Genomic DNA, 23659 nt, shown 5'->3' with positions numbered 1-23659 from the left:
CTCGGAACACGCTCAGAACTGCTCGATCCACACGGCCAGGCGATCCGCGGCGAACTCCGCGGTGCGATCCGTGGGGCGGTAGACGATGGAGTCGCCCTCCCGCACGGCCTTGAGCGCGCCGCCGGTTTCATCCAGCCACAGCAGCCCGGCCAGCCAGGTGGCGTGCTGTGCGGACACTTCCTTATCCACCGGCTCGCCCAGGTACTCGGCAAGCGCGGCGCCCTGGATCCACACCAGGGCATCGCCATCGCGGCGCACGTTGGCTGCGCCTTGCGTCGCGGCCAGCGTCTCGGCCAATGCGGCCACCGCATCGCCCGCTCCACGGCCGGCGAGCTGCGTGCGCAGCGCGGCGAGCTTGGCCGCCACCGCGTGGCCGAAGGTGCCGCTGCGGCGGCTTTCCGCCGCCACCAGGTCGGCGTAGTCCATCAACAGCCAGTCCGGCTCGGGATTCTGCACGCCGACCAGCGCGGCCGAGGCCAGGTAGGTGTCCACCGGCTGGAAGCGCTCCGGGCCGATCAGGCTGGCCGACAGCGTGCGGATCAGGCCGATGCGCGCGGCAATGGTCTGCCGCTGCAGCACGCTCAGCTTCTCGCGCAGCAACTGGTCGCGCTCCTTGCGCAAGCCGGCCATCTCAAGCGCCTGCTTGAGCTCCATGCGCAGCGAGGTGATGTCCCACGGCTTCTTGATATAGCGATGGATCTGCCCCTCGTTGACGGCCGCGACCGTATGCTCGATCTCCGAGTAAGCGGTGGTCAGGATCCGCACGATGTGCGGATAGCGCTCGCGCGCGTAGCGCAGCAGCTCGTTGCCGTACTCGCCCGGCATGCGCTGGTCGGAGACCAGGACCGCAAGGCTGTCCGCGTGCGCATCCAGCAGCGCCTTGCCCTCTTCGACCGAGCCACCGGTCACGACCGGCGCCAGGGCTCCGATGGCACGCTGGAAATACTTGACGGCCGTCGCCTCGTCATCGACGAACAGAATCGCCGGTGATGGTGCCTGCGTGGCATTCGGTTCGTTCATCGATCACTCCTATGCATTCGACTCTTGGTATTGGGGAAATCCAGCGTCACTGTGGTACCCGCACCGGACGTAGACTCGATCCGGATGCCGCCACCGAAAGACTGCATGACACGGTTGCAAAAAATCATGCCCAGTCCGTTGCCGCCGGTACTCGCATGGGTGGTGACCGGATCCACCAGAAGGCGCCCCATCACCTCAGGTGGTATGCCCGGACCGTTGTCGCAGATGCGGATCGCGGCATCGGGCTCGGCCGCCACCACGAAGCGCAGCGAAGGCGAGTCGACGCCGTCGAGCGCCCGCAGCGCATTGGACAACAGCGACGACAGCACCAGCGCCACGCAATTGGGCAGCGTGCGCACGGCAAAGTCGTCATGCATTTCGATCTTTACCCACTCGCGCTGCGGCCCGGCAAAGGGGTAGGTGTCGAGCAGCGCGGCGATCAGGCCGCCGGCGGTCACTTCCCGGCTGGCGCCTGCTTGCGTGCTCGGCCGGCTGCCGCTGCTGCGCACCGACTGCAGGAACGACGAAATCACGGCCAGGCAATACTGCGCGTTGTCGTGCATCGACGTGGCCGCCTGGCCAATCTCGCTCTGGCGCAGCGGATTGTATTCCGCCGCGATACGGCTTTCGATACCCCGCGCAAAATTTGCAATCGCCGCCAGCGGCGTGTTCAGTTCATGCGCCAGGAAGGCCAGCGTCTCGTCGATCGCCATCAGGCGCTGATGGCGGATCGAGCGTTCGCGATAGCGCTCGGCGGCGAGCCGCAGCGCTTCGCGCACCTGGCCCAGCTCGATGGGCTTTTCCAGGATGCGGAACACTTCGCCAGTGTTGACCGTCTGCAACAGCATGTCCTTGTCCGCGTAGGCGGTCACCAGGATGCGCACGATCTGCGGGTACTCGAGCGCAACCTGGCGCAGCAGGTCGCCGCCATCGCGCCCCGGCATGCGGAAATCCGTCACCAGCACGGCGATGCGCGCACTCTCCCGGCGCAGGATGCGTACCGCTTCGTCGGCGCCGCTGGCGACCAGCACCTCGTACTCCGTGCCGACCGCACGGGCGAAGTACTTGCATGCCATTTCCTCGTCATCGACGTAGAGCACGGTAAGCCGTGGTTGACGGGCGTCGCTCATGGCATTCTCAGTCGGCTCGGGGCAGGTCGAAGCTGAACGAGGCCCACTTGCCCAGTTCGCTCTCGGCAAACAGCACGCCACCGTGACGCTCGATCACCGCGTAGCTGATCGACAGGCCAAGGCCCAGGCCCTGGCCGACTTCGCGCGTGGTGAAGAACGGCTCGAACACGCGCGCCAGGTGTTCTTGCGCAATGCCCGGCCCGTTGTCCTTCACGGTCACATGCAGCCGGCGCTCCACCCACTTCACGGTGGTATGGATGGCCGGGCCCTGCGTGCCGGCCTTGCGCATGGCCAGCGCGGCGTTGGAGAACAGGTTGATCAGCACGCCGATCACCGCGGCTTCGTCGCCCAGCACCAGCGTGTCGGTCGGCAGCTCACGCGTGACGGCCACCCCGCGCAGCTCATGGGCGGTCAGCCGGATCGAGGAATCGAGCGCCTTCTCGAACAGGAACGGCGTGCCCTCCGCTTCGGCACCGGGCTTGCGATAGGCGAAGGTCTTCAGGTCCGACACGATATGCTGGATGCGTTGCATTCCCTGCTTGGCGTCGACTAGGCATTCCTGCAGCATCGGTTCGTTCTTGGCCACCGGCTCTTCCAGCGCGACTTCGATCGCCATCAGGCAGAAGTTGACCGGGTTGTTGACCTCGTGCAGCAGGCCCGCGGCCAGCGTACCGATGGCGGCCATCTTTTCCTGCTGCAGCATCTGGCCCTTGATGTCGACCAGCTTGCGGTTGATCACTTCGAGCTCGCCGTTCTTCTCCGCCACTTCGGCCTTCAGGCGGAACAGCATGAAGCGCGCCCGCTCATTGAAGAAGGTATAGACCGCGCTGGCCGCCGCGGCAAACAGCAGGAACAGCGAATTGACGATAAAGGTGCCGGCCGGCTCGATGCCGCCGGGATGCAGCACGCAGGCAAGCAGGTAGAAGAGGTAGGACAGGATCCCGAAGACCAGGTTCTGCCACAAGCCGAACGGCAGCGCGATGCCTGACGCGAAGATGGCGAGATTCAGCCCGACGTAATACGGCGACTCCACGCCATCGGTATGCCAGATCATCCACGAGATCATGATCTGCGGCAGCAGCAGCCACGACAACGTCAGCCACGGCGCAAAACGGCGCCCTGCCGTGCTGTACAACAGCATCACGATGCCGGCGATCAGCAGCGACACCAGCACGCGCGCCACGGCGAAGGGCGCCTGCAACTGCGGATACTGGCCGTAGTCCAGCCCCACGCCGAGCAGCACCAGCACGATGGCGGTATAGGCGCCGCCTCGGCTGAAGGCCAGGCGGAAATCCGCCAGCTCGGTCTGGTAACCCGCGTAAAGTTGATTGGTGCTCATGGCTGGGCCGGCTACTGGCGTTTCAGAGGATGATCGCTTCCGCGAACACATTCACCCCAGTCTGGTCGACATAGAGCTTGTGATCGCGGGATTGTTCGGGCAGCAGCATACTCATCCTGGCCTCGTCGCGATAGATCAGGTACCACTCCAGCAGGTGTTCCATTCCGAATTTCTCCGGATTGTCCGAATGGACGTTGGTTACCAGCAACTGGCCGCCCGGCCGCGTACGCGCGGCAAAATAGCTCAGCAGGCGGGAACACACCTTATCGGACAGGTAGTCGAACAACCCGGCGCAGTACACCGCATCGAACTCGCGCAGCCCGGCGTCGTCCGGCGCGATCTTGCGCTTGAGCAGTTCATGTACCGATTGATGCACCATCTCCACCGACACCTTGTGCCCCGCTGAGGCGGCCGAGCCCTCGATGGAGGACTTGGTGTAAGCCAGGGTCTCCTCGCTGAAGTCGACCAGCTGGAACGACAGTAACTCGGGCTGCGGATACTCGCGCACGAAGCGCTGGATCTCGAAGGCCGGCCCGCAGCCGACATTCAGGATGCGAAACGGCCTGCCGGCCGCGCGGGCGGCATCGGCCTGGCGCGACAGGAAATCGACCAGCAGGTCGATCCGGTTGCGGTGGGCGGTCGCCACCGCCGCCTTGAGGAAAGCCGTGTTGACGATCTGGAAGTAGGTGGTCGGGCCCTGCTGCGGATCGTTCAGGATCTGGTTGACCATCTCATAGTCGCCCGCATAGCCCAGCGGCTTGGTGAAGGTGCGGTAGACAAAGGGGGCGCGCAGCAGCAGCGGATGCAGGGCCGATTGCGCGTATGTGCGGTGCACCGGCGCGATCTCCGCGTCCACCTGCTCGGCCTCGCCTTCGAGCCGGTCGAGGTAGGTCTTGACCTTGAGCATGATTGGCGTGGCGAGCTCGTAGAACACATCCTCGCGCAGCCGTCCGTCGGTCTTGGGCAGGTTCTCGGTCAGGTCGACCTGCTCGACCCAGCGCGAGACTTCCGAGAGAAACGCGCGCATTTCGTTGACCACGATCTGGTAATCGCGCCGGATATTGAAGCGCGCATCCCAGTCGTTGATGAACAGTTCGGCCTCGCGCCCAACCGATTTGGGCTCATTGGGCAGCTCGCTCAGTTCGCGCCATTCATCGATCAGCGTCAGCGATACCACCGCGGTGAGGCCGGTGTTCACCAGGCTCATCACCACCGCCTTACCCAGGTAGGCGTTCTTGCTGCCCATGCGCACACTCAGCTCGCTCAGCACCTCGCTGACCTGGACGATCGAGTATGGATTGTAGATTTCCATCACCAGAGCTTTTCTCTGGAGATTGATAATTGTGCCCCGCACCTGCTCGCCCTGCGAGTTGCGGAAACTAACCACCGGATCGATTTGCGTTTGGGAGTACACGGTATTGCGCCAGAGAAATCCGAAAAACGCTGCCGGCCGCCCAGTTCAACAATGCATCATTGACTGGCCGGGTACAGCTCGTAGGGCGATGGATCGCTACGCTAGGCCAGTATCAGGGGGTACTGCTGGGATACATGTCGGTAATCGGTTGCGGGCATGGGCGTCCTGATGATGGCACGCGCGCGACTACACCCTGGTAACTGTGACTGAGACTGAAACTGAGTGAGACTGTACTGAGTAGGACTGTAACTGAATCTTAGCGGATCATTGTACTGTGGGCGTCAAGTGCAGACAACACAACCTGCGCAAGCCCACCCGCCGAGCCGGAAACGACTGGAAACCGCCGGAAATAAAGCAAAAGGCCGGGAGTGCTCCCGGCCTTTTGCCTTGCTGCTTGCATGCGCGGCGCCGCGGGATAAACCCAGGGCATCGCGAAGCCTGTGCCGTCCGTCTTGGCCGGCCTCTAGTCGACGATTAGTCGGCCTTTAGTCCGCCTTTACGCCTTCGACCTGGATCGCCAGCTTGACCTCGGGCTTGAAGCCCATCTTCACGCCGTAGTCGATACCGAAATCGGCACGATTGAAGGTGCCCACCGCGTCAGCACCACAGGCTTCGCGCTTGAGCATCGGATGCTGGATGCACTTGAACTCGCGGATCTCCAGCTTGACCGGCTTGGACACGCCGTGCAGGGTCAGCACGCCATCGACTTCGGTCGGCACATCGCCGTTGAACTTGGAGAACTTGCCCTTGTACGTGGCTTCGGGGAAGGCTTCGACGTTGAACATGTCGGGGCCCTTCACGTGCTGGTTCAGCTTGCTGTTGCCGAAGTCGACCGAGGCGGGATCGATCTTGATATCCACCGAGCCGGTCTTCGCGGCACGGTCCAGCGTCACCACGCCGCTCGACTTTTCGAACTTGCCGCGCCAGGTCGACAGGCCACCCAGGTGGTCGGTTTCGAAGCTCGGGTACGTGTGGGTGGGATCGAGGTTGTAGGTCACCGTGTTGGCGGATGCGACGCCGACGGCGGACAGGGCCGCGACAGCGGCGAGGATGGTGCGCAATTTCATGAGAGCTCCCGGCAAAAAGTTGGGGATGAACAGCAAAGGAATGGCAGGGAAGATGGGCGCCGCGCGCTTACTTCTTAGCCAAGGTCACGATACGGAATTTGATCTGGACATCGTCGGCCACGACGGAAGTGTCCTTCCATTCGCCGTCGCCGATGTTGTACACGGTGCGCTTGATCGGCAGCACGCCTTCAAACACCTGGCCACCGGCATCCTGGCGATAGCTTGCCGGAATCACGACGTCCTGGGTCTTGCCCTTGATGGTGAGCTTGCCCGCCACCTCATACTTGCCGGCGGCGCCGGCCTTGATGCTGGTCGACTGGAACACCGCCTTGGGGTACTTGGCCGCGTCGAACCAGTCGCGTCCCTTGACCTCCTTGGTGGTCTCGGCGTCGCCGATCTCGAAGCTGGACACGTCGATCTCGACCTTGGCCGAGGATGTTGCCAGCTTGGCGGGATCGAACGCGACCGTGGCGTCGAACTTCTTGAACTTGCCCTCCATCGGCACGCCGATCTGGCGGGCCGTCGCGGTGACCGAGCTCTTGGCTGCGTCGACCTGGGCCCAGGCGTAGTTGGCTGCGATGCCGGCAGTGGCCAGCGTGGCTGCCATCAGGAGCGCGCTCGGGCGGGGAATGCGTTTCATTAAAAACTCCTGTCGCTAAGAGGGCCTTGCGGCCCTCGGTCATTTGTCGGTTTGCCGATATGTCGGCTTACTTGAGGAACGGCAGCATGCGCGCCAGCGTGCCATCGCGCTCGATGAACTGATGCTTGATGGCAGCGGCCGCATGCACTACGACGATCACGGCCATCAGGTAGTTCAGCCAGATGTGGACCAGCTTGAGGATTTCCTTGAGCGCATCGTTCTTCTCGATCAGCGCGGGCAGCTGCCAGATGCCGAGGTAGACCACGGGAACCCCTGAGGCCGAGCTGTACAGGTAGCCCGTGATGGGCACCACCACGATCAGCGCGTAGAGCAGCAGGTGCGCCGCGTGCGCAGCCTTGGCCTGCCAGGCCGGAGTGCCCGCGGCCGGTGTCGGCGCGCGGTGGGTGGCGCGCCACAGCACGCGCAGCACGGCGATGGCAAAGACGGTCACGCCGATCCACTTGTGCCAGGAAAACAGCTTGAGCTTGAGCATCGACAAGCCCGGGATGCTGGTCATGTACAGGCCCAGCCCGAAGGCGGCGAAGATCAGCAGCGCGATGATCCAGTGCAGGCCGATCGCCGTGGCCCCATAGGCGGACGTCGGCTGCGGCGCTGCGGCAGCGCCGGCGTGGGCGCCGGCTTTGGCTTGGGAATGCATGGATAAGGACCCCTGCCCTTGCGGGCGTTTCACAATCTTTTACTGAACGGCAATTACTGCTGCTCTTTGAATTCTCGCATTATTGTGCGGCAGGCAGGTTGCGGAACGGTCTGAAATTCATGGAATCATTCAAACCATTTGAAGTGACATTTCGCCGCAGCCGGCAAGCCGTGCCCGCGCTGGCCGCCCATCAACAAAAAAAGCCACCCCCGGGGATGGCTTTTTTGCAACGCGCCGGCCCGCAGGCCGGAAGAATCACACGCGTTCGGCGAGGCTGACGGCACGGCCGATGTAGGTGGCCGGGGTCATTTCCAGCAGCAGCGTCTTGGCATCGTCGGGGATCGCCAGGCCGCTGATGAAGGTCTGCAGCGCCTCGCGCGAGATGCCCTTGCCGCGCGTCAGTTCCTTGAGCTGCTCGTAGGGATTGGGCACGCCAAAACGGCGCATGACGGTCTGCACCGGCTCGGCCAGCACTTCCCAGCAGTTGTCGAGGTCTTCGTCCAGGCGCTCGGGGTTGGTTTCCAGCTTGCCCAGGCCGCGCAGGCAGGCCTCATAGGCCAGCAGGCTGTAGCCGAAGGCCACGCCCATGTTGCGCAGCACGGTGGAATCGGTCAGGTCGCGCTGCCAGCGCGACAGCGGCAGCTTTTCCGACAGGTGGCGCAGCACCGCATTGGCCAGGCCCAGGTTGCCTTCCGAGTTCTCGAAGTCGATCGGGTTGACCTTGTGCGGCATGGTCGACGAGCCGATTTCGCCGGCCTTGGTGCGCTGCTTGAAGTAGCCCAGCGAGATATAGCCCCAGATGTCGCGGTTCAGGTCAAGCAGGATGGTGTTGGCGCGGGCGATGGCGTCGAACAGCTCGGCCATGTAATCGTGCGGCTCGATCTGGATGGTGTAGGGATTGAAGGTCAGGCCCAGGCGCGTTTCGATCACCTGCTTGGAGAAGGCTTCCCAGTCGAAGCTGGGGTACGCAGACAGATGGGCGTTGTAGTTGCCGACCGCGCCGTTCATCTTGCCCAGCAGCTCCACGCGCTGGATGCGCTCGATGGCACGCGCCAGGCGTGCCGCCACGTTGGCCATTTCCTTGCCCAGCGTGGTCGGGCTGGCCGGCTGGCCGTGGGTGCGCGACAGCATCGGCTGGCGGGCATTGGCATGCGCCAGCTCCACCAGGCGCGCGTGCACGCGTTGCAGCGTGGGCAGGATCACGCCTTCGCGGGCGCCCTTGAGCATCATGCCGTGCGAGGTGTTGTTGATGTCTTCCGAGGTGCAGGCGAAATGGATGAACTCGCTGGCGGCTTCCAGTTCGGCGTTGCCCTTGACCTGCTCCTTGAGCCAGTACTCCACGGCCTTCACGTCATGGTTGGTGACCGCCTCGATCTCCTTGATGCGCGATGCGTGGGCTTCGGTGAAGTTGTCCACCAGCGCCAGTAGGGCCGCTTCCGAGGCCGGCGAGAACTTCGGCATGTCGGGCAGGCCGGCTTGCGACAGCGCGATCAGCCAGTGCACTTCCACCTTGACGCGGTTGCGCATGAAGGCCGCTTCCGAGAGCCACTCGCGCAGCGCATCGGCCTTGGAGGCGTAGCGGCCATCGATGGGAGACAGGGCGGTGAGCGGGGAGAGCGAGGAAGAAGACATGCTGGGAGACCGGAGGGATAGAGGGAAGTGGTTACGCAAGCGTGGCCGGGCGGGCAGATTGCGCAGGCAAAATGGCCGGGCAAGGCCCTCGCGGGCCGAAGTGGCCGGTGACAAGGCCGAACCGGTCTAAAGAGGGGAAAAGACACAAAAACAGGTCCAATTCGCCTCAAAAAGAGAACAATTCGGCGCAAAAACCGACTGACGGCACGACGGAAAGCGGGCATTTTACCATCGCGGCCCGCCTTCTGTGGACGCGTTCGCGGGGCCGGGCAGCTCGCGCGTCTCGGCATGACGACACGGCAGGCAGGCGCCGCGCGCGCCCGGCACATCCCGGACGGGGCACGGGTATACTCGCGCTCGCCGATCCGCTAGCCTGTTATGAAGTGCATCGGGCATGCCGGGCGCGCGAGGCGCGGCCGATGCACTTCATAACAAGCTCGAGGGGAGTCCATGAAGCTGTATGCATCGCAAACCAGCCCTTACGCGCGCAAAGTGCGCGTCGTGATGGCGGAAAAGAAGATCGATTACCAGATGGTCGAGGTTGACGTGTGGTCGCCGGACACCACCATCTCCCAGTTCAACCCGCTGGGCAAGGTACCGTGCCTGGTCATGGAAGACGGCGGCGCGATTTTCGACTCGCGCGTGATCGTCGAATACGTCGACACCCTGACGCCCGTCAGCCGCATGATCCCGCAAGGCGCCCGCGAACGCGTCGAGGTACGTTGCTGGGAAGCGCTGGCCGACGGCCTGCTCGATGCCGCCCTGCTGGCGCGCCTGGAACACACGCAGCGCGAGCCCGAGCAGCGCAGCGAGCGCTGGGTCCAGCGCCAGCTCGGCAAGATCGACGCGGCGGTGGCCGCCATCGCCGACGGCCTGGCCGACCGGCCCTGGTGCTCGGGCAACCATTACTCGCTGGCCGACGTGGCCGTGGGCTGCGCGTTGTCGTACCTCGACTTCCGCTTCCCGGACATCGCCTGGCGTGAGCGCCACCCACGCCTCGCCGTGTACCAGGACAAGCTTGCCAAGCGCCAGTCGTTCATCGACACGGAACCGCCGCGCGCCTGAGCCTTGCCTGCGCCTCCTGCCGCGCAACGATGAAAAAACCGGCCATCGAGCCGGTTTTTTCATGTCATCGCACTCTGCACGCCTCACCGGATGATGCCGCCGCCCAGGCAGACATCGCCGTCGTACAGCACCGCGGACTGGCCAGGCGTGACCGCCCACTGCGCCTGCGCGAACGTCAGTTGCAGGGCATCGTCGTCCGTCCCCGTCACCGTGCAGGGCGCATCGCTCTGCCGATACCGCGTCTTGGCCGACAGCGTGGTGCCCACCGCCGGGCCTGTGCCCGCCACCCACGACAGGTCGGCAGCGTCGAGCGTGGGCGTCAGCAGCCACGGATGCTCATGGCCCTGCACCACATACAGCGTGTTGCTGGCCATGTCCTTGCGCGCCACGTACCAGGCGTCGCCGTTGCCCGCGCGGCTGCCGCCCAGGCCGATGCCCTTGCGTTGCCCCAGCGTGTAGAACGCCAGACCGATATGCTGGCCGACTTCCTTGCCGTCCGGCGTCTTCATCGGTCCCGGCTTGGTCGGCAGGTAGCGGTTGAGAAAATCGCGGAACGGCCGCTCGCCGATAAAGCAGATGCCGGTGGAATCCTTTTTCTTGGCATTGGGCAGGCCGATCTCGGCAGCGATCTCGCGCACGCGCGTCTTGGGCATCTCGCCCAGCGGAAACAGCGTGCGCGACAGCTGCGCCTGGTTCAGCCGGTGCAGAAAGTAGCTCTGGTCCTTGGTGTGGTCAAAGGCCTTGAGCAGTTCGAAGCGGCCCGTGCCGGCACCCACATCCGCCCCCGCTTCGCGCACGCGCGCGTAGTGGCCGGTGGCGATGGTGTCCGCGCCCAGCGACATGGCGTGATCCAGGAAGGCCTTGAACTTGATCTCGGCATTGCACAGCACGTCGGGGTTGGGCGTGCGGCCGGCCGAGTATTCGCGCAGGAAGTCCGCAAAGACGCGGTCCTTGTACTCGGCGGCGAAATTGACCGCTTCCACGTCGACGCCGATGAGGTCGGCCACCGAGACCACGTCCAGCCAGTCCTGCCGGGTCGAGCAGTACTCGCTGTCGTCGTCGTCTTCCCAGTTCTTCATGAACAGGCCGATCACCTCGTAGCCTTGCTGCTTGAGCAGCCAGGCTGTCACCGACGAATCCACGCCACCCGACATGCCCACCACCACGCGCTTGCCCTGGCTCATGACAGCACTCCGCCGCCCACCACGGAAGGATGGGTGTAGAGCGCGTCGAGCGCAAAGCGCTTGCCCGCCAGGTAGTCCTCGATGCAAGCCAGCAGCAGCGGCGTGCGATGGCGCTCGGGGCAGGCGCGGATTTCGTCAGCGCTCATCCACACGGTGCGCACGATGCCCACATCGAGCTGGCGCCCGGCATCGAGCGCGCCCAGCTCGCCGGTAAAGGCGAAGCGCACATAGGTGATGTCGCCGCCCGGCCGCGCCGCCGTGCCGGCCGCGTGCGGGCGGGCCATATAGCAGCCCAGCAGCGCGCGCGGCTCGAACGTGTGTGCGGTTTCTTCCAGCGTCTCGCGGATGACGGCGTGAATCAGGCTCTCGCCCGGGTCGAGATGGCCGGCAGGCTGGTTCAGCCGCAGGCCGTCGGGGGTTTCTTCTTCCACCAGCAGGAAGCGGCCGCCGCGCTCAATTACCGCGGCAACCGTGACGCTGGCCTTCCAGTCGTGTGACATGATGCACAAATTTTAGGCAATCCGGCATTCTACCGGTTGCCGCCCTTTCACGCATCCTGCGCATCCGACGCATCCGGCGCATCCGGCGCCGCGCCCGCGCCCGCGCCCGCGCCAACGCTAGGCTGGCAGCAAAGTGCGCTCCACGTCCTCCACCGCCGGCAGCGAAGCGATCACCTGGTCCAGCCGTTCGCGCAGCGCGCGGCTGGCCGGCGCCAGTGGCCGCCTGACCTCGGAACCTGCCAGCCCGCACAATGCCAGCGCGGTCTTGACCGGGGCCGGATTGGGCTCGGAGAACAGCAGCGAGATCAACGGCGCCAGGCTCGCGAACAGCGCACGCGCTTCGGCAACACGGCCCTGCGCCACCAGTTGCAACAACCGCACGAACAGATCCGGGCGGATGTGCGCGCAAGCCGGAACCACGCCGTCGCCACCCGCTAGCAGGTGGTCCAGCATGGACGCGTCCTCGCCGCAGAAGACCGCGAGCCGGTCGTTGCCGGCCAGGGCGCGAAGCCCGGCCGCGTCACACTCTTTGACCGCGACGACGCGCGGATGCGCGGCCAGCCGCTGCACCAATGCCGGTGACATGTTGCAGCCGGTGCGCTTGGGCACGTTGTAGAGCATCAGCGGGCGCCAGGTGGCATCCGCCACGCGCTCGACATGCCAGGCAATGCCCTCATCGCCGGGCCGCAGGTAGTACGGCGGCGGCACCAGGTAGCCCGCCAGGTCGAAGCGGTCGAGCTGGCGCACCTGCTCGCACACCACGCGGGTATCCACGCCGCCAACGCCAGCCAGCACCGGCAGCGCACCGTCCACCGCCTCCAGCACCGCGGCGGTAAACATCAGCCGCTCATCCCGCGTGAGCAAGCCGCCCTCCCCGGTCGTGCCCAGGATGACCAGCCCATCCACGCCGCTGGCCACATAGTGCGCGGCCAGCCGCTGCGCGCAGGCCAGGTCCAGCTCGCCGCCCTGCATCGGTGTCACCAGCGGCAGCCACAACGCCGCGCGGCTGTCTTCGCGCAAGCCCGCCATCATCTCAGTGCGCGGCATGGTCTTGTCCTAGCATCGTGGTGACGCCGAACTCGGCGGCCGGCAGGGCCATCATGATGGCGTGCATGGCAGCGTCGCGGCCGCCGCGCTCGACTTCCACATGCAGCGTGGTCTCGCCATGGCGGTGGTCCACCTCGACCACGTAGATGCGCGCCAGTTGCCCGATCGCGCGGTGCAGCGACTGGCGCAGCGCGAAGACCTGGCTCGACGCCACCGCCAGGCGCAGGCGGATCCAGCTGTGCGCGGTGTCCACGCCAAGCGCGGGCGCGGCGGCCTTCGCGGCTTCGATGCCAGATGCGTCAAGGCGCGCGGTGCGGGATTCGGTGCGGGTAAGACGGCGGCGTGGCACGCAAGCAAAGGCCACGGCAAGGCTCGACTGTCGCATTTGAGCGGGACCCGCGCTGGGCGGGTCGTCTGTTGGAGATGCAACCATGCTATGCATGGCCGCCTCAAGTTGATGCAGTAATCGCCGCCGCCGCCATCAAAATGTCATCAAGATGGCGCGGCATGCTCAGAACGTCTTGGTGAGCGAAGCGAAGGCAGCTGCCTTGCCGATATAACGGCCAGGCACATTGGTGTAGACCGACTTGTTGGCGTTGGTGTCGATATAAGCGATCGCCAGCGCAAAGCCCTTGCCCAGGTCCTTGGTCAACCCCAGCTTCCAGTCCGTGTACGAGGCGTCCGTGACATTCCTCACCTTCTGGTAGCCGACGTGCGCATTGAGCGTCAGGTCCCAGACGTTTAGCGGCACATTGGCCGACAGGTCTACGTAGTAGCTGTTCTTGCTGTCGTTGAAGCCGAACAGGTTGGTCACTGCGTGCGAGTATTTCAGGAACACCGGGCCGTAGCCGATGCCGCCGTACAGCTCCGTCGTGTACGGGCGTGTGTAGCCGGCCGGATAGTCGCCGGGATAGTAGTACTCCAGCACGCCCACGTCGTAGTTCCATTCGAGCCCGCCCAGCATGATGGTGTTCTTGAAGCCACCGTAGAAATCCATCTCGATCGGCGCCGACACCTTGGCGTTGCTGTCGCCGAGCCAGCTGATGCTGGAGTTCCAGTTGCCCACGTAGAGGCCGCTCGAATGCGTGTAGTCGAACCCGCCCTGGATCGCCGGGCGACGGTTGGACTGCATCAGGCCCCGGTAGCGATATTCGCTGGCCAGCGTGACGTTGGCCGTGAAGGTGTGCGGCGACGCGTCGGCTGCTGCGGCTGCATCGGGTGCGCCCTGCGCGAAGGCGGCCGGCGCGGCGAGAAGCGTGGCGCAAGACAGGGTAGCGAGACAGGCGTGCGAAACGTTGAAGCGAAGAGCAGTCATGGATAACTTGGCAATTGGAAGAACTTCGATCGGTGGACAGCCACGCATGAGGCGATGGCTGAAGCCACGACGAGCGTCAGGATGACAGTGGCCGCGGCGCGACCGGAACAGTACGGGCACGCGCCTAAAATCGGTGTCAAGAAAATACCGGCCCGCCAAGGGATGGCGTAAAAATCGTAAAGGGAACGTCCCGGCATGCCGTGGGATGAACCGGCAGGTCCCGCGAGGGGGTGATGCGGTTGCGCAAAAGCCGACCAGCCAGTCACCACATATCGTCAGATTCCTGTAAGCTGCGAAAAAATTGTGCGCTGCGTTCGGCCTGGCCGGGCGCATGGCAGACACAAAGGGCAGACACATAAGGGCCAAAGACGTCCGCCCGCCTAGCAGATCAGCGGCATTGTCAGAATGAGCCGAAGCGGTTCTGGTCAGGCGCGTTGCCATGTCGTAGCGGTCGTACGACAAGCTCGCGCGCCAACGCCAGAATCATTTTGACAGCGCCTCAAAGACGCCAGCAAAAGGAGAAATTGACGATGCACATCGGCATCCCGCAGGAGACGCGGGCAGGTGAGACTCGTGTCGCCGCCACCCCGGAGACGGTCAAGAAGTACGTGACCCAGGGCCATCAGGTCATCGTCCAGTCGGGAGCCGGCGTACGCGCCAGCGTGCCGGACTCGGCGTATGAGGCCGTCGGTGCCACCATCGGCACCGCGGTGCAAGCCTTCGGCGCGCAGTTGGTGCTCAAGGTCCGCGCCCCCGTCGATGCCGAGCTCGCGCTGATGAAGCCGGGCACCGTGCTGGTCGGCATGCTCAATCCCTTCGACGCAGAGAACAACGCGCGCATGGCGAGCGCCACGCTGACCGCCTTCGCGCTGGAAGCCGCGCCGCGCACCACGCGCGCGCAGAGCATGGACGTGCTCTCTTCCCAGGCCAATATCGCCGGCTACAAGGCCGTGCTGGTCGCCGCGCATCATTACCAGCGTTTCATGCCCATGCTGATGACCGCCGCCGGCACCGTCAAGGCGGCCCGTGTGCTGATTCTCGGCGCCGGCGTGGCGGGCCTGCAGGCCATCGCCACCGCCAAGCGGCTGGGCGCGGTCATCGAAGCCTCCGACGTGCGTCCCGCCGTCAAGGAACAGATCGAATCGCTGGGCGCCAAATTCCTCGATGTGCCCTTCGTCACCGACGAGGAGCGCGAGATCGCGCAGGGCGTGGGCGGCTATGCCCGCCCCATGCCACCCGACTGGATGCGGCGCCAGGCCGAACTGGTGCACGAGCGCGCCAAGGCCGCCGACATCGTCATCACTACCGCGCTGATCCCGGGCCGCCAGGCGCCGGTGCTGCTCAAGGAAGAAACGGTACAGGCGATGAAGCCGGGCTCGGTGGTGGTCGACCTCGCCGCGGCGCAGGGCGGCAACTGCCCGCTGACGGTAGCTGACGAAGTGGTGGAACGCCACGGCGTCACGCTGATCGGGCACACGAACCTGGCCAGCATGGTGGCGGCCGACGCGTCGGCGCTATATGCGCGCAACGTGCTCGACTTCCTCAAGCTCGTCATCGACAAGGAAGGCCAGTTCACGCTGAACCTGGAGGACGATATCGTCGCCGCCTGCCTGATGTGCAAGGACGGCCAGGTGGTCCGCGGCGCGTCCTGAAGCGGCAGCGGGCCCGCCGCGGCCCGGTCGCTTTAGAATGGGGCCAGGCGGTTCCGGCCAGGTGCACGGTAGCGCGCCTGCCGCTATCGGGCTGTACTGCCGGTGCGGCTGGCGGATACCCAGGCCCCGGAACCATTCCAAGTGGCCCGTCAGGACTCAACCCCAGGGGCTACCCTACAAGCTCATCCAGCATCAACCAAGGACGTATCACCCATGCAACGCATCATGCTCCGCGCCAAGCTCCATCGTGTCACCGTGACACAGGCGGACCTCAACTATGAGGGATCATGCGGCATCGACGAGAATCTGCTCGAAGCGGCCGACATGAAGGAGTTCGAGAAAATCGAGCTATACAACGTCAACAATGGCGAGCGCTTCTCCACCTACATCATCAAGGGCGTGCGCGGCAGCGGCGAGATCTCGCTTAACGGCGCGGCCGCACGGCGCGCGCACCTGGGCGACCATCTCATCATCTGCACCTACGCGCCGATGAGCGATGAAGAGATCGCCACCTACAAGCCGAAGATCATCCTGGTGGACGACAACAACGCCATCAAGGAAATCAAGAAGGTGTAAGCGAATGAGGACATCGCGCCGGGAGCCAATGCCGGTGCGATGCCCGCATCCGGCATGCGATTTTCGGATTCAGCCGTACCGTCACCCCTGGGGTGACGGTACCTACGCGACAGACGACAACGCGGCACCAGGCGGGGCATCGATGCAGTAGGCGCTCACAGGCGCCTGGCCAGGCAAAAGAACACGGGACAACCGCGCAGCAAGGCATTCAAGCAACGGAGGAGAAGTCGATGGAAATGGTGAACCACACGGTGATCAACCTGATCATCTTCGTGCTGGCGATCTACGTGGGCTACCACGTGGTCTGGACGGTGACGCCCGCCCTGCACACCCCGCTGATGGCCGTGACCAATGCGATCTCGGCCATCATCATCGTCGGCGCCATGCTGGCTGCCGGCCTGACCGAGGGTCCCGTGGGCCGTACCATGGGCACGCTGGCGGTCGCGCTCGCCGCGGTCAACGTGTTCGGTGGCTTCCTGGTGACGCAGCGCATGCTGGAGATGTTCAAGAAGAAGGAACCCAAGGCCAAGGCTGGCAAGGGTCATGAGGAGGGCGCCAAGTGAGCATGAACCTCGTCACTCTGCTCTACCTGCTCGCCTCGGTGTGCTTCATCCAGGCGCTCAAGGGCCTCTCGCATCCCAGCTCGGCGCGGCGCGGCAATGCCTTCGGCATGATCGGCATGGCCATCGCCGCGGTGACCACGCTGGTGCTGATCGCCAAGCTCAAGAGCGAGTTCCTGGCCATCGGCGCGGGCCAGTCGTCGGTCGCCGAAGGCATGGCGCTGATCTTCGGTGCGCTGGTGGTTGGCGGCGGCATCGGCGCCTACGTGGCAAGAAAGGTCGAGATGACCAAGATGCCCGAGCTGGTGGCCGCCATGCACTCGCTGATCGGTATGGCCGCGGTCTGCATCGCGGTGGCCGTGGTGGCCGAGCCGTCGGCGTTCAGCATCACGCCACCGGGCTCGCACGATATCCCGTTTGGCAACCGCATCGAGCTGTTCATCGGCTGCTTCGTCGGTGCCATCACCTTCTCAGGTTCGGTGATCGCCTTCGGCAAGCTGTCGGGCAAGTACAAGTTCCGCCTGTTCCAGGGCGCGCCGGTGTCCTTTGCCGGGCAGCATCTGCTGAACCTGCTGCTGGCGGTGGCCATGATCGGCTTCGGCATCATCTTCTGCCTGTCGCAGGACTGGCTGCCCTTCCTGCTGATGCTGGCGATCGCCTTCGTGCTGGGCGTGCTGATCATCATCCCGATCGGCGGCGCCGACATGCCGGTGGTGGTGTCAATGCTGAACTCGTACTCGGGCTGGGCCGCGGCGGGCATCGGCTTCTCGCTGAACAACCCGATGCTGATCATCGCCGGCTCGCTGGTGGGGTCCTCCGGCGCCATCCTCTCGTACATCATGTGCCGCGCGATGAACCGTTCGTTCTTCAACGTGCTGCTCGGCGGCTTTGGCGGCGCGCCCGCGGCGGCCGCTGCCGGCGGCCAGGCGCAGCGCAACGTGAAGTCCGGCTCGGCCGACGACGCGGCCTTCCTGATGGGCAATGCCGAGACCGTGATCATCGTCCCGGGCTACGGCCTGGCGGTGGCGCGCGCGCAGCATGCGCTCAAGGAGCTGACCGAGAAGCTGGTCGAGAAAGGCGTGACGGTGAAGTACGCCATCCACCCGGTGGCGGGCCGCATGCCGGGCCACATGAACGTGCTGCTGGCCGAGGCCGAGGTGCCTTACGACCAGGTCTTCGAAATGGAGGACATCAACAGCGAGTTCGGCCAGGCGGATGTGGTGCTGGTGCTGGGCGCCAACGACGTGGTCAACCCGGCCGCCAAGACCGATCCCAACTCGCCGATTGCCGGCATGCCGATCCTGGAAGCCTACAAGGCCAAGACCATCATCGTGAACAAGCGCTCGATGGCCGCTGGCTACGCGGGCCTGGACAACGAGCTGTTCTACATGGACAAGACCATGATGGTGTTCGGCGACGCCAAGAAGGTGGTGGAAGACATGGGCAAGGCGGTGGAGTAAGCACGCCGGAAGCACCAGATACGGGCATCCGCCCGTATCCGCCGCCACGAAGAGCGCGACACTGTCGCGCTTTTTTCCATCTCGCCGAGGTCCGGTTGCGCGCGAGCGCGAGCGCGCTATACTGGTTTCCGGTCACCGGCCATGGCACGCGCCGGTCACCCAAAAAGGGCCAGGTGTAGTCCAGCGCGGTGGGCCGCTCCGAACCGATCCGTCCGTTGGCCTTGCCGCGCCGGATCTCCAGCCGCGCCAAACCACCCGCCCGAAGTGTCTGCCGACACCGGAGCCGAACGCAACATGACATTCAACCCCCAGGACAGGAATCTGTCGGTCTTCCATCACCCGATCCTCACGGTGCTCGTCGACGACAGTAAATCGTTCATCGACAGCCTGGCGTTCCAGATGGATCCGTCGCGCCCGGTGGTAACCTTCACCGACCCCCGCGAAGCCCTGCAATGGATCCGCGAGACCTACACCACACGCTCGACCGGCTTCCTGCCCGTGCGGGTCACGCACGACGACCTGACCTTCCTGACCGAGCGGCGCACCGTGCAGCTCGATATCGACCGCATCTACCGGCAAATCCACGACTACAACCGCTTTGTGCAGCCGGGCGTGATCGTGGTCGATTATTCGATGCCGCAGATGAACGGGCTGGAGTTCTGCCAGGCCCTGCAGGACCTGCCGTGCAAGACCATCCTGCTGACCGGCACCGCCGACGAAGGCATTGCCGTGCAGGGCTTCAACCACGGGCTGATCGACCGCTACGTGAAGAAGCACGACAGCAACATGGTCGAGCGGCTGGACCAGGAGATCGACGCACTCCAGCAGCAGTATTTCGCCACACTGTCGCGCACGCTGCGCGATCTGCTGACGCGCCACTCGTTTTCCTTCCTGTCGGATCCGGCGATCTGCGAGCGGGTGCGCCAGGTCACCGCGCGTTACGGCTTTGTCGAGTACTACCTCTACCCCAACCCAGCCGGCATCCTGATGCTGACGGCGCAGGGCCAGGCCACGCTGATGGTGATCGAGACACGCGCCGGCCTGATCAACCAGGTGGAATCCGCGGAAGCTTACGATGCGCCGGCGGCCCTGATCGAGGGACTGCGCGAGGGCCGCATCGTGCCTTTCTTCTGGCCAGGCAACGGCATGTACACGCCGGCCTGCATCGACTGGGAGCAATATTGCCTGCCGGCCGAGCGCTGCGAAGGGCGTGAGGATTATTTCTACGCGCTGTTCGACCTGCCGCGCCATTTGCTGCAGGAGCCGGTGGTCAGCTTCCAGGGCTTCCTGGACGATTTTGCCCGTCACCCCGAGCGGGTCACCGGGCGCGCAGCGCGCTAAGCCACACCGCGCAGGAGAGCGAGCCTCTCCTGCGCGCGCCGCATCAGGCCGAAGGCTGCACGGGGGCGTTGCGGTTGCCGCCTCGCACCATGTCGAAACGGAACAGCCGGCACTCGATATTGCCGTTGTACAGCGGCGTGCGGCGCGACTCCTTGAGCCGCAAGCGGCGCGGCAGCGTCAGATCGCCAGTGAACACCCATGCCTGCCAGCCCGCGAAATGCTGCTTGAGCGTGGTGGCGAAGGCGCTGGCGAACTGATTGGCGGCCTCGTCATCGATCTCGTCGACCGGTGCTTCATCCATCGGCCGCCGGCGTTCTCCCCGCACGGCAATCCGCTCGCCATACGGCGGGTTCATCAGCATCAGGCCGGGTGCTGCGAACGGCGGCTGCGCAAAGCGTGCATCCACTTGCTTCAACCGCACTTCGCCGGGCAAGCCGGCGCGTTCCCAGTTGGCTTGCGACATCGACAGCAGGTCGGTGGAAATATCGCTGCCGGCGAGTTCCAGGGGCTCGGACGCGACGCGCTTGCGCGCGGCCTCCTCGTCATCCCGCGCAGCCGCCTTCAGCGCATTCCACGTCTTGTTGTCGGCGCCCTTCAGGCGCTCGAAGCCAAAGCTGCGGTTCGCGCCAGGAGCCAGGCCAAGGGCCACCTGGGCCGCTTCCACCAGGAAGGTGCCGCTGCCGCACATCGGATCGTAGAACGGGCGTTCGGTCTGGCCTGGCACCCATCCGGCCAGGCGCAGGATGCCAGCGGCCAGGTTTTCCTTCAGCGGCGCCTCGCCCTTCTCCAGGCGCCAGCCCCGCTTGAACAGCGGATCGCCCGAGGTGTCGAGGTAGAGCGTGCAATCGTGCTCGGTCAGGTGGGCATAAATCCGCACATCCGGATTCACGGTGTCGACGCTGGGCCGCTCGCCCGAGCGCTCGCGCATGGCGTCGCAAACGCCGTCCTTGATACGCAGGGCAATGAAGTTCAGGCTCTGCAGCGGCGAGCGATGCGACGTGACGTCCACCCGGAGCGTCTCGTCCGGCGTGAACCAGTGATCCCAGCGCTGGGCGCGCACCAGGTCATAGATATCGTCTTCGCGCCGGTAGCCGCGGTTGGCGACCCGCATCAGCACCCGGCTGGCAATGCGCGAATGCAGGTTGACTGCGTAGGCCGCGGCCATCTCGCCCGAGAAAGTGACACCACCGGGCATTTCGCGATGGACCTGGATGGGGGCGAGCCTGGCCAGGCCGGGCCGGGCTGCGATCTCGTGCAACTCTTCGGCAAGTGCGCTCTCGAGGCCGCGCGGGCAGGAGGCAAAAAAGGCTTGGGACATGGCTTGGGAATTCCTGCAAACAAAAACGTCCGCCGTAGCGGACGGGGTCGGATAGCGCGCAGTGTACCGCGCTCCGGGGCTTCAGCCCGCCGCGAGGGCGCGATCGAGGAAGTCCAGGCGGTCCTGGCCCCAGAAAGGCTGGCCGTCATAGACGTACCACGGCGCGCCGAACGCGCCGACGGAAACCGCGTCCTGGGTGTGCTGCGTATAGGCGGCCTGGACAGCCTGCGCGTCGCTCGCCTTGAGCAGCGCCGCGCCTTCCAGGCCGATGCTGTCGGCCAGTTGCGCCAGCGTGGCGGCGTCAGCGATATTGCGTTGCTCGGCCCACAGGGCGCGGCCAATGGCGCCGATCAGCTCCATCGCGCGGGCGGTGCCATGGGCCAACTGCACGGCGATGACCAGCTTGCTGGCGGCGTCGCCGGAGACCGGGAAAAAGGTCGGCTGCGGGTTCAGCGGCAGGCCAAGAAACTCGCTCCAGCGGGCCAGCTCGACCAGGCGGTAAGCCTGGCGCTGCGGCGGACGCTGCGCCAGCGGCAAGCCCCCCGAAACAGAGAACACGCGGCCCAGGTCGCAGGGCTTGAGATTGACTTGCACGCCATGCTTGGCCGCAATCGCGGTGAAGCGTTCGTGGCCAAGGTAGACGAAAGGCGATTGCGGGGTGAGGTAGTAGTCGACCTGCTTGCTCATCATGTCCTCTGGACGGAGTGGGGCGAGACAACCGCGCGGTGAATGCGGCGATGCTGCGTGAAACGAATGAAATACGATACGAGAAAAAACCCAGACCCGGCGGCCCGCGCAGGCGATGCGCGCGGACGCCGGCCAACGCGCGTCAGAACGGCTTGACCACCACCAGGATCACCACCGCCAGCAGCACCAGCACCGGCAACTCGTTGAACCAGCGATAGAAGGTGTGCGACCGCGTATTGCGCCCGCCCTCGAACTTCTTGAGCAGCACGCCGCAGCCATGGTGATAGCCGATCAGCACCAGCACCAGCGCCAGCTTGGCATGCATCCAGCCCTGCCCCGGACCGCGCCCGATCCCGTAGCCGATATACAGCCACAGCCCGAACACCAGCGCCGGCACCGCCAGCATGGTCATGAAGCGGTAGAGCTTGCGCGCCATCAGCAGCAGGCGCTGCTCGCTGGCCGGCTCGCGCTCCATGGCGAGGTTGACGAAGATGCGAGGCAGGTAGAACAGGCCAGCGAACCAGGAGACAACGAAAACGATGTGCAGCGCTTTAACCCAGAGCATCTGGCCTTCTTTCTGGTTGGGTTCCCATGGGAATGCATGGGAACGGTGGAACGGTGGGGATGCGCAATGGGAGGCGGCACGGGAGGCGGCACGGGAGGCGGCACGGGACGCGTGCCGCCAGCCCGCTCAGGTACGGATCTCGCCGTGGCCGAACACCACGTACTTCAGCGAGGTCAGGCCTTCCAGGCCGACCGGGCCGCGCGCGTGCAGCTTGTCGTTGGAGATGCCGATCTCGGCGCCCAGGCCGTACTCGAAGCCATCGGCAAAGCGCGTCGACGCATTGATCATCACGCTGGCCGAGTCCACCTCACGCAGGAAGCGCATGCCAGTGGTGTAGTTCTCGGTGATGATGGAATCGGTATGCGCCGAGCCGTAGGTATTGATGTGCTCGATGGCCTCGTCCAGCCCGGCCACGGTGCGGATCGCCAGCACCGGCGCCAGGTACTCAAGCCGCCAGTCTTCTTCGGTGGCGTCGACCAGGCCGGTGAAACCGGCGGCTTCCAGCGTGGCGCGGGTGGCGGCGCACACGCGCAGCTCCACGCCCTTTTCCTGGTAGATGCGGCACAGCGGCGGCAGCGCCGCGGCGGCGACATCGCGCGCGACCAGCAGCGTTTCCATGGTGTTGCAGGGCGCGTAGCGCTGGGTCTTGGCGTTGTCGGCAACGCGCACCGCCTTGTCCAGGTCCGCGTCGACATCGATATAGACGTGGCAGATGCCATCCAGGTGCTTGATCATGGGCACCCGCGCTTCTGCCATCAGGCGCGCGATCAGGCTCTTGCCGCCGCGCGGCACGATCACGTCGACATATTCGGTCATGGTGACGAGGCGGCCAACCGCGGCGCGGTCGGTGGTCGAGATCACCTGCACCGCTTCGGGCGGCAGGCCCGCAGCGGCCAGGCCCTCGGCCACCAGGGCGGCCAGCGCGGTATTGGAATCGATCGCCTCGGAGCCGCCGCGCAGGATGGTGGCGTTGCCCGACTTCAGGCACAGCGCGGCCGCGTCGATGGTCACGTTGGGACGCGACTCGTAAATGATGCCGATGACGCCCAGCGGCACCCGCATCTGGCCCACCTGGATGCCGGTGGGGCGGAATTTCATGTTGCTGATCTCGCCGATCGGGTCCGCCAGCGCGGCGATCTGCTCCAGGCCGGCGGCCATGGTGTCGATCGCCTTGTCCGAGAGCGTCAGGCGGTCGATGAAAGCGGCGTCCTGGCCGTTGGCGCGGGCACGCTCCACGTCGCCGGCGTTCACGGCTTTGAGGTGCGCGGCGTCGCGGCGGATGGCGGCGGCGATGGTCAACAGCGCGCGGTTCTTGTCCGCGGTGGAGGCGCGCGCCATGGCGCGGGAGGCGGCGCGGGCCTGCTGGCCGACGCGGTCCATGTACTGCTTGAGATCGAGCTCGTTCATATTCCTGGCCAGGGGACCCGGCCCTCAATGCTTGGTTTAGCTTTTTTTGTCGGCTACGGCTGGCTATGCGGGTCGCTGGCAG

General features: G+C 65.2%; 23 protein-coding genes. 6 read left to right on the top strand and 17 right to left on the bottom strand.

All coding sequences use genetic code 11. The features are described 5' to 3' along the window. Positions 1 to 12: 12 nt before the first annotated feature. The 8 genes from AC1DQR_RS12120 to purB all read right to left on the bottom strand — a co-directional run bounded on the left by AC1DQR_RS12120 (position 13) and on the right by purB (position 8900). Entirely contained in the window at positions 13 to 1020 is a 1008-nt protein-coding gene (locus tag AC1DQR_RS12120; RefSeq protein ID WP_174422956.1) for a response regulator, read from the bottom strand. Continuing rightward, positions 1017 to 2150, bottom strand: coding sequence for a hybrid sensor histidine kinase/response regulator (locus tag AC1DQR_RS12115; RefSeq protein ID WP_174422957.1), 1134 nt, complete (start codon positions 2148 to 2150; stop codon positions 1017 to 1019). Before AC1DQR_RS12115 ends, AC1DQR_RS12120 begins: the two co-directional genes overlap by 4 nt. A gap of 7 nt (positions 2151 to 2157) precedes the next feature. Beyond that, the gene (locus AC1DQR_RS12110; RefSeq protein ID WP_253930681.1) at positions 2158 to 3489 is read right to left on the bottom strand and encodes a sensor histidine kinase; all 1332 of its coding nucleotides are present in this window, start codon (positions 3487 to 3489) and stop codon (positions 2158 to 2160) included. Between the two features lie 22 nt (positions 3490 to 3511). Continuing rightward, positions 3512 to 4903 carry a class I SAM-dependent methyltransferase gene (locus tag AC1DQR_RS12105; protein ID WP_477133076.1) on the bottom strand — a complete coding sequence of 464 codons (1392 nt, stop codon included), beginning with the start codon at positions 4901 to 4903 and terminating at the stop codon, positions 3512 to 3514. 485 nt (positions 4904 to 5388) lie between these two features. Next, a complete protein-coding gene (locus AC1DQR_RS12100; protein ID WP_416049660.1) occupies positions 5389 to 5970 on the bottom strand; it encodes a YceI family protein in 582 nt (193 codons plus the stop codon). Positions 5971 to 6037: 67 nt separating this feature from the next. Next, positions 6038 to 6610, bottom strand: coding sequence for a YceI family protein (locus AC1DQR_RS12095; RefSeq protein WP_043349502.1), 573 nt, complete (start codon positions 6608 to 6610; stop codon positions 6038 to 6040). Between the two features lie 67 nt (positions 6611 to 6677). Further along, a complete protein-coding gene (locus AC1DQR_RS12090; RefSeq protein ID WP_477133075.1) occupies positions 6678 to 7268 on the bottom strand; it encodes a cytochrome b in 591 nt (196 codons plus the stop codon). 255 nt (positions 7269 to 7523) lie between these two features. Further along, the gene (gene purB / locus AC1DQR_RS12085) at positions 7524 to 8900 is read right to left on the bottom strand and encodes an adenylosuccinate lyase (RefSeq protein ID WP_416049661.1); all 1377 of its coding nucleotides are present in this window, start codon (positions 8898 to 8900) and stop codon (positions 7524 to 7526) included. 450 nt (positions 8901 to 9350) lie between these two features. On the opposite strand from purB, the gene AC1DQR_RS12080 reads away from it, so the two are divergent. Then, positions 9351 to 9965 carry a glutathione S-transferase family protein gene (locus tag AC1DQR_RS12080; RefSeq protein WP_416049662.1) on the top strand — a complete coding sequence of 205 codons (615 nt, stop codon included), beginning with the start codon at positions 9351 to 9353 and terminating at the stop codon, positions 9963 to 9965. Positions 9966 to 10048: 83 nt separating this feature from the next. On the opposite strand, the gene mnmA is transcribed toward AC1DQR_RS12080, so the two are convergent. The 5 genes from mnmA to AC1DQR_RS12055 form a co-directional block, all read right to left on the bottom strand. Then, entirely contained in the window at positions 10049 to 11149 is a 1101-nt protein-coding gene (mnmA, locus tag AC1DQR_RS12075; protein ID WP_416049663.1) for a tRNA 2-thiouridine(34) synthase MnmA, read from the bottom strand. Continuing rightward, complete coding sequence (locus tag AC1DQR_RS12070; RefSeq protein ID WP_416049664.1) at positions 11146 to 11649, bottom strand: NUDIX hydrolase; 504 nt, start codon at positions 11647 to 11649, stop codon at positions 11146 to 11148. The genes mnmA and AC1DQR_RS12070 overlap by 4 nt, the downstream gene beginning before the upstream one ends. A gap of 117 nt (positions 11650 to 11766) precedes the next feature. After that, positions 11767 to 12696 (bottom strand): 4-hydroxy-tetrahydrodipicolinate synthase, encoded by a 930-nt coding sequence (gene dapA, locus AC1DQR_RS12065; protein WP_416049665.1) that lies wholly within the window; start codon positions 12694 to 12696, stop codon positions 11767 to 11769. Beyond that, positions 12683 to 13081: a hypothetical protein gene (locus tag AC1DQR_RS12060; protein WP_477133074.1), complete on the bottom strand. Its 399-nt coding sequence runs from the start codon at positions 13079 to 13081 to the stop codon at positions 12683 to 12685. Before AC1DQR_RS12060 ends, dapA begins: the two co-directional genes overlap by 14 nt. Positions 13082 to 13207: 126 nt before the next feature. Then, a complete protein-coding gene (locus tag AC1DQR_RS12055; protein WP_477133073.1) occupies positions 13208 to 14011 on the bottom strand; it encodes a TorF family putative porin in 804 nt (267 codons plus the stop codon). 530 nt (positions 14012 to 14541) lie between these two features. Here AC1DQR_RS12055 and AC1DQR_RS12050 point away from each other — a divergent pair. The 5 genes from AC1DQR_RS12050 (at position 14542) to AC1DQR_RS12030 (ending at position 19600) form a co-directional block, all read left to right on the top strand. Then, complete coding sequence (locus AC1DQR_RS12050) at positions 14542 to 15663, top strand: Re/Si-specific NAD(P)(+) transhydrogenase subunit alpha (protein ID WP_416049668.1); 1122 nt, start codon at positions 14542 to 14544, stop codon at positions 15661 to 15663. Positions 15664 to 15876: 213 nt separating this feature from the next. Beyond that, positions 15877 to 16239: an aspartate 1-decarboxylase gene (panD, locus tag AC1DQR_RS12045; protein WP_006157598.1), complete on the top strand. Its 363-nt coding sequence runs from the start codon at positions 15877 to 15879 to the stop codon at positions 16237 to 16239. Positions 16240 to 16469: 230 nt separating this feature from the next. Beyond that, entirely contained in the window at positions 16470 to 16802 is a 333-nt protein-coding gene (locus tag AC1DQR_RS12040; RefSeq protein WP_045240719.1) for an NAD(P) transhydrogenase subunit alpha part 2, read from the top strand. A gap of 2 nt (positions 16803 to 16804) precedes the next feature. Then, on the top strand, positions 16805 to 18259 hold the full coding sequence (locus AC1DQR_RS12035; RefSeq protein WP_477133072.1) for an NAD(P)(+) transhydrogenase (Re/Si-specific) subunit beta: 1455 nt from the start codon (positions 16805 to 16807) through the stop codon (positions 18257 to 18259). Positions 18260 to 18553: 294 nt separating this feature from the next. Further along, positions 18554 to 19600, top strand: a complete 1047-nt coding sequence (locus AC1DQR_RS12030; protein WP_043349537.1) for a response regulator — start codon at positions 18554 to 18556, stop codon at positions 19598 to 19600. Between the two features lie 43 nt (positions 19601 to 19643). Here AC1DQR_RS12030 and AC1DQR_RS12025 read toward each other — a convergent pair whose 3' ends face one another. The 4 genes from AC1DQR_RS12025 to AC1DQR_RS12010 form a co-directional block, all read right to left on the bottom strand. Then, the gene (locus AC1DQR_RS12025) at positions 19644 to 20918 is read right to left on the bottom strand and encodes a THUMP domain-containing class I SAM-dependent RNA methyltransferase (protein WP_477133071.1); all 1275 of its coding nucleotides are present in this window, start codon (positions 20916 to 20918) and stop codon (positions 19644 to 19646) included. A gap of 81 nt (positions 20919 to 20999) precedes the next feature. Next, complete coding sequence (locus AC1DQR_RS12020) at positions 21000 to 21605, bottom strand: 2-hydroxychromene-2-carboxylate isomerase (protein WP_043349543.1); 606 nt, start codon at positions 21603 to 21605, stop codon at positions 21000 to 21002. A 142-nt stretch (positions 21606 to 21747) separates the two neighbouring features. Continuing rightward, the gene (locus AC1DQR_RS12015; RefSeq protein WP_416049670.1) at positions 21748 to 22170 is read right to left on the bottom strand and encodes a CopD family protein; all 423 of its coding nucleotides are present in this window, start codon (positions 22168 to 22170) and stop codon (positions 21748 to 21750) included. A 126-nt stretch (positions 22171 to 22296) separates the two neighbouring features. Then, positions 22297 to 23577 carry a glutamate-5-semialdehyde dehydrogenase gene (locus AC1DQR_RS12010; RefSeq protein ID WP_416049671.1) on the bottom strand — a complete coding sequence of 427 codons (1281 nt, stop codon included), beginning with the start codon at positions 23575 to 23577 and terminating at the stop codon, positions 22297 to 22299. Positions 23578 to 23659: the final 82 nt, after the last annotated feature.

Source organism: Cupriavidus sp. 05L411 (assembly GCF_056398045.1).
Note: the sequence above shows the minus strand (reverse complement) of the source record. Positions and strands in the feature narration are given on the sequence as shown.

Excerpts from the sequence above, each read along its gene's own strand:
- AC1DQR_RS12120 (WP_174422956.1), bottom strand. The coding sequence starts at position 1,020 with ATGAACGAACCGAATGCCACGCAGGCACCATCACCGGCGATTCTGTTC.
- AC1DQR_RS12115 (WP_174422957.1), bottom strand. The coding sequence starts at position 2,150 with ATGAGCGACGCCCGTCAACCACGGCTTACCGTGCTCTACGTCGATGAC.
- AC1DQR_RS12110 (WP_253930681.1), bottom strand. The coding sequence starts at position 3,489 with ATGAGCACCAATCAACTTTACGCGGGTTACCAGACCGAGCTGGCGGAT.
- AC1DQR_RS12100 (WP_416049660.1), bottom strand. The coding sequence starts at position 5,970 with ATGAAATTGCGCACCATCCTCGCCGCTGTCGCGGCCCTGTCCGCCGTC.
- AC1DQR_RS12095 (WP_043349502.1), bottom strand. The coding sequence starts at position 6,610 with ATGAAACGCATTCCCCGCCCGAGCGCGCTCCTGATGGCAGCCACGCTG.
- AC1DQR_RS12090 (WP_477133075.1), bottom strand. The coding sequence starts at position 7,268 with ATGCATTCCCAAGCCAAAGCCGGCGCCCACGCCGGCGCTGCCGCAGCG.
- purB (WP_416049661.1), bottom strand. The coding sequence starts at position 8,900 with ATGTCTTCTTCCTCGCTCTCCCCGCTCACCGCCCTGTCTCCCATCGAT.
- AC1DQR_RS12080 (WP_416049662.1), top strand. The coding sequence starts at position 9,351 with ATGAAGCTGTATGCATCGCAAACCAGCCCTTACGCGCGCAAAGTGCGC.
- mnmA (WP_416049663.1), bottom strand. The coding sequence starts at position 11,149 with ATGAGCCAGGGCAAGCGCGTGGTGGTGGGCATGTCGGGTGGCGTGGAT.
- AC1DQR_RS12070 (WP_416049664.1), bottom strand. The coding sequence starts at position 11,649 with ATGTCACACGACTGGAAGGCCAGCGTCACGGTTGCCGCGGTAATTGAG.
- dapA (WP_416049665.1), bottom strand. The coding sequence starts at position 12,696 with ATGCCGCGCACTGAGATGATGGCGGGCTTGCGCGAAGACAGCCGCGCG.
- AC1DQR_RS12060 (WP_477133074.1), bottom strand. The coding sequence starts at position 13,081 with ATGCGACAGTCGAGCCTTGCCGTGGCCTTTGCTTGCGTGCCACGCCGC.
- AC1DQR_RS12055 (WP_477133073.1), bottom strand. The coding sequence starts at position 14,011 with ATGACTGCTCTTCGCTTCAACGTTTCGCACGCCTGTCTCGCTACCCTG.
- AC1DQR_RS12050 (WP_416049668.1), top strand. The coding sequence starts at position 14,542 with ATGCACATCGGCATCCCGCAGGAGACGCGGGCAGGTGAGACTCGTGTC.
- panD (WP_006157598.1), top strand. The coding sequence starts at position 15,877 with ATGCAACGCATCATGCTCCGCGCCAAGCTCCATCGTGTCACCGTGACA.
- AC1DQR_RS12040 (WP_045240719.1), top strand. The coding sequence starts at position 16,470 with ATGGAAATGGTGAACCACACGGTGATCAACCTGATCATCTTCGTGCTG.
- AC1DQR_RS12035 (WP_477133072.1), top strand. The coding sequence starts at position 16,805 with ATGAACCTCGTCACTCTGCTCTACCTGCTCGCCTCGGTGTGCTTCATC.
- AC1DQR_RS12030 (WP_043349537.1), top strand. The coding sequence starts at position 18,554 with ATGACATTCAACCCCCAGGACAGGAATCTGTCGGTCTTCCATCACCCG.
- AC1DQR_RS12025 (WP_477133071.1), bottom strand. The coding sequence starts at position 20,918 with ATGTCCCAAGCCTTTTTTGCCTCCTGCCCGCGCGGCCTCGAGAGCGCA.
- AC1DQR_RS12020 (WP_043349543.1), bottom strand. The coding sequence starts at position 21,605 with ATGAGCAAGCAGGTCGACTACTACCTCACCCCGCAATCGCCTTTCGTC.
- AC1DQR_RS12015 (WP_416049670.1), bottom strand. The coding sequence starts at position 22,170 with ATGCTCTGGGTTAAAGCGCTGCACATCGTTTTCGTTGTCTCCTGGTTC.
- AC1DQR_RS12010 (WP_416049671.1), bottom strand. The coding sequence starts at position 23,577 with ATGAACGAGCTCGATCTCAAGCAGTACATGGACCGCGTCGGCCAGCAG.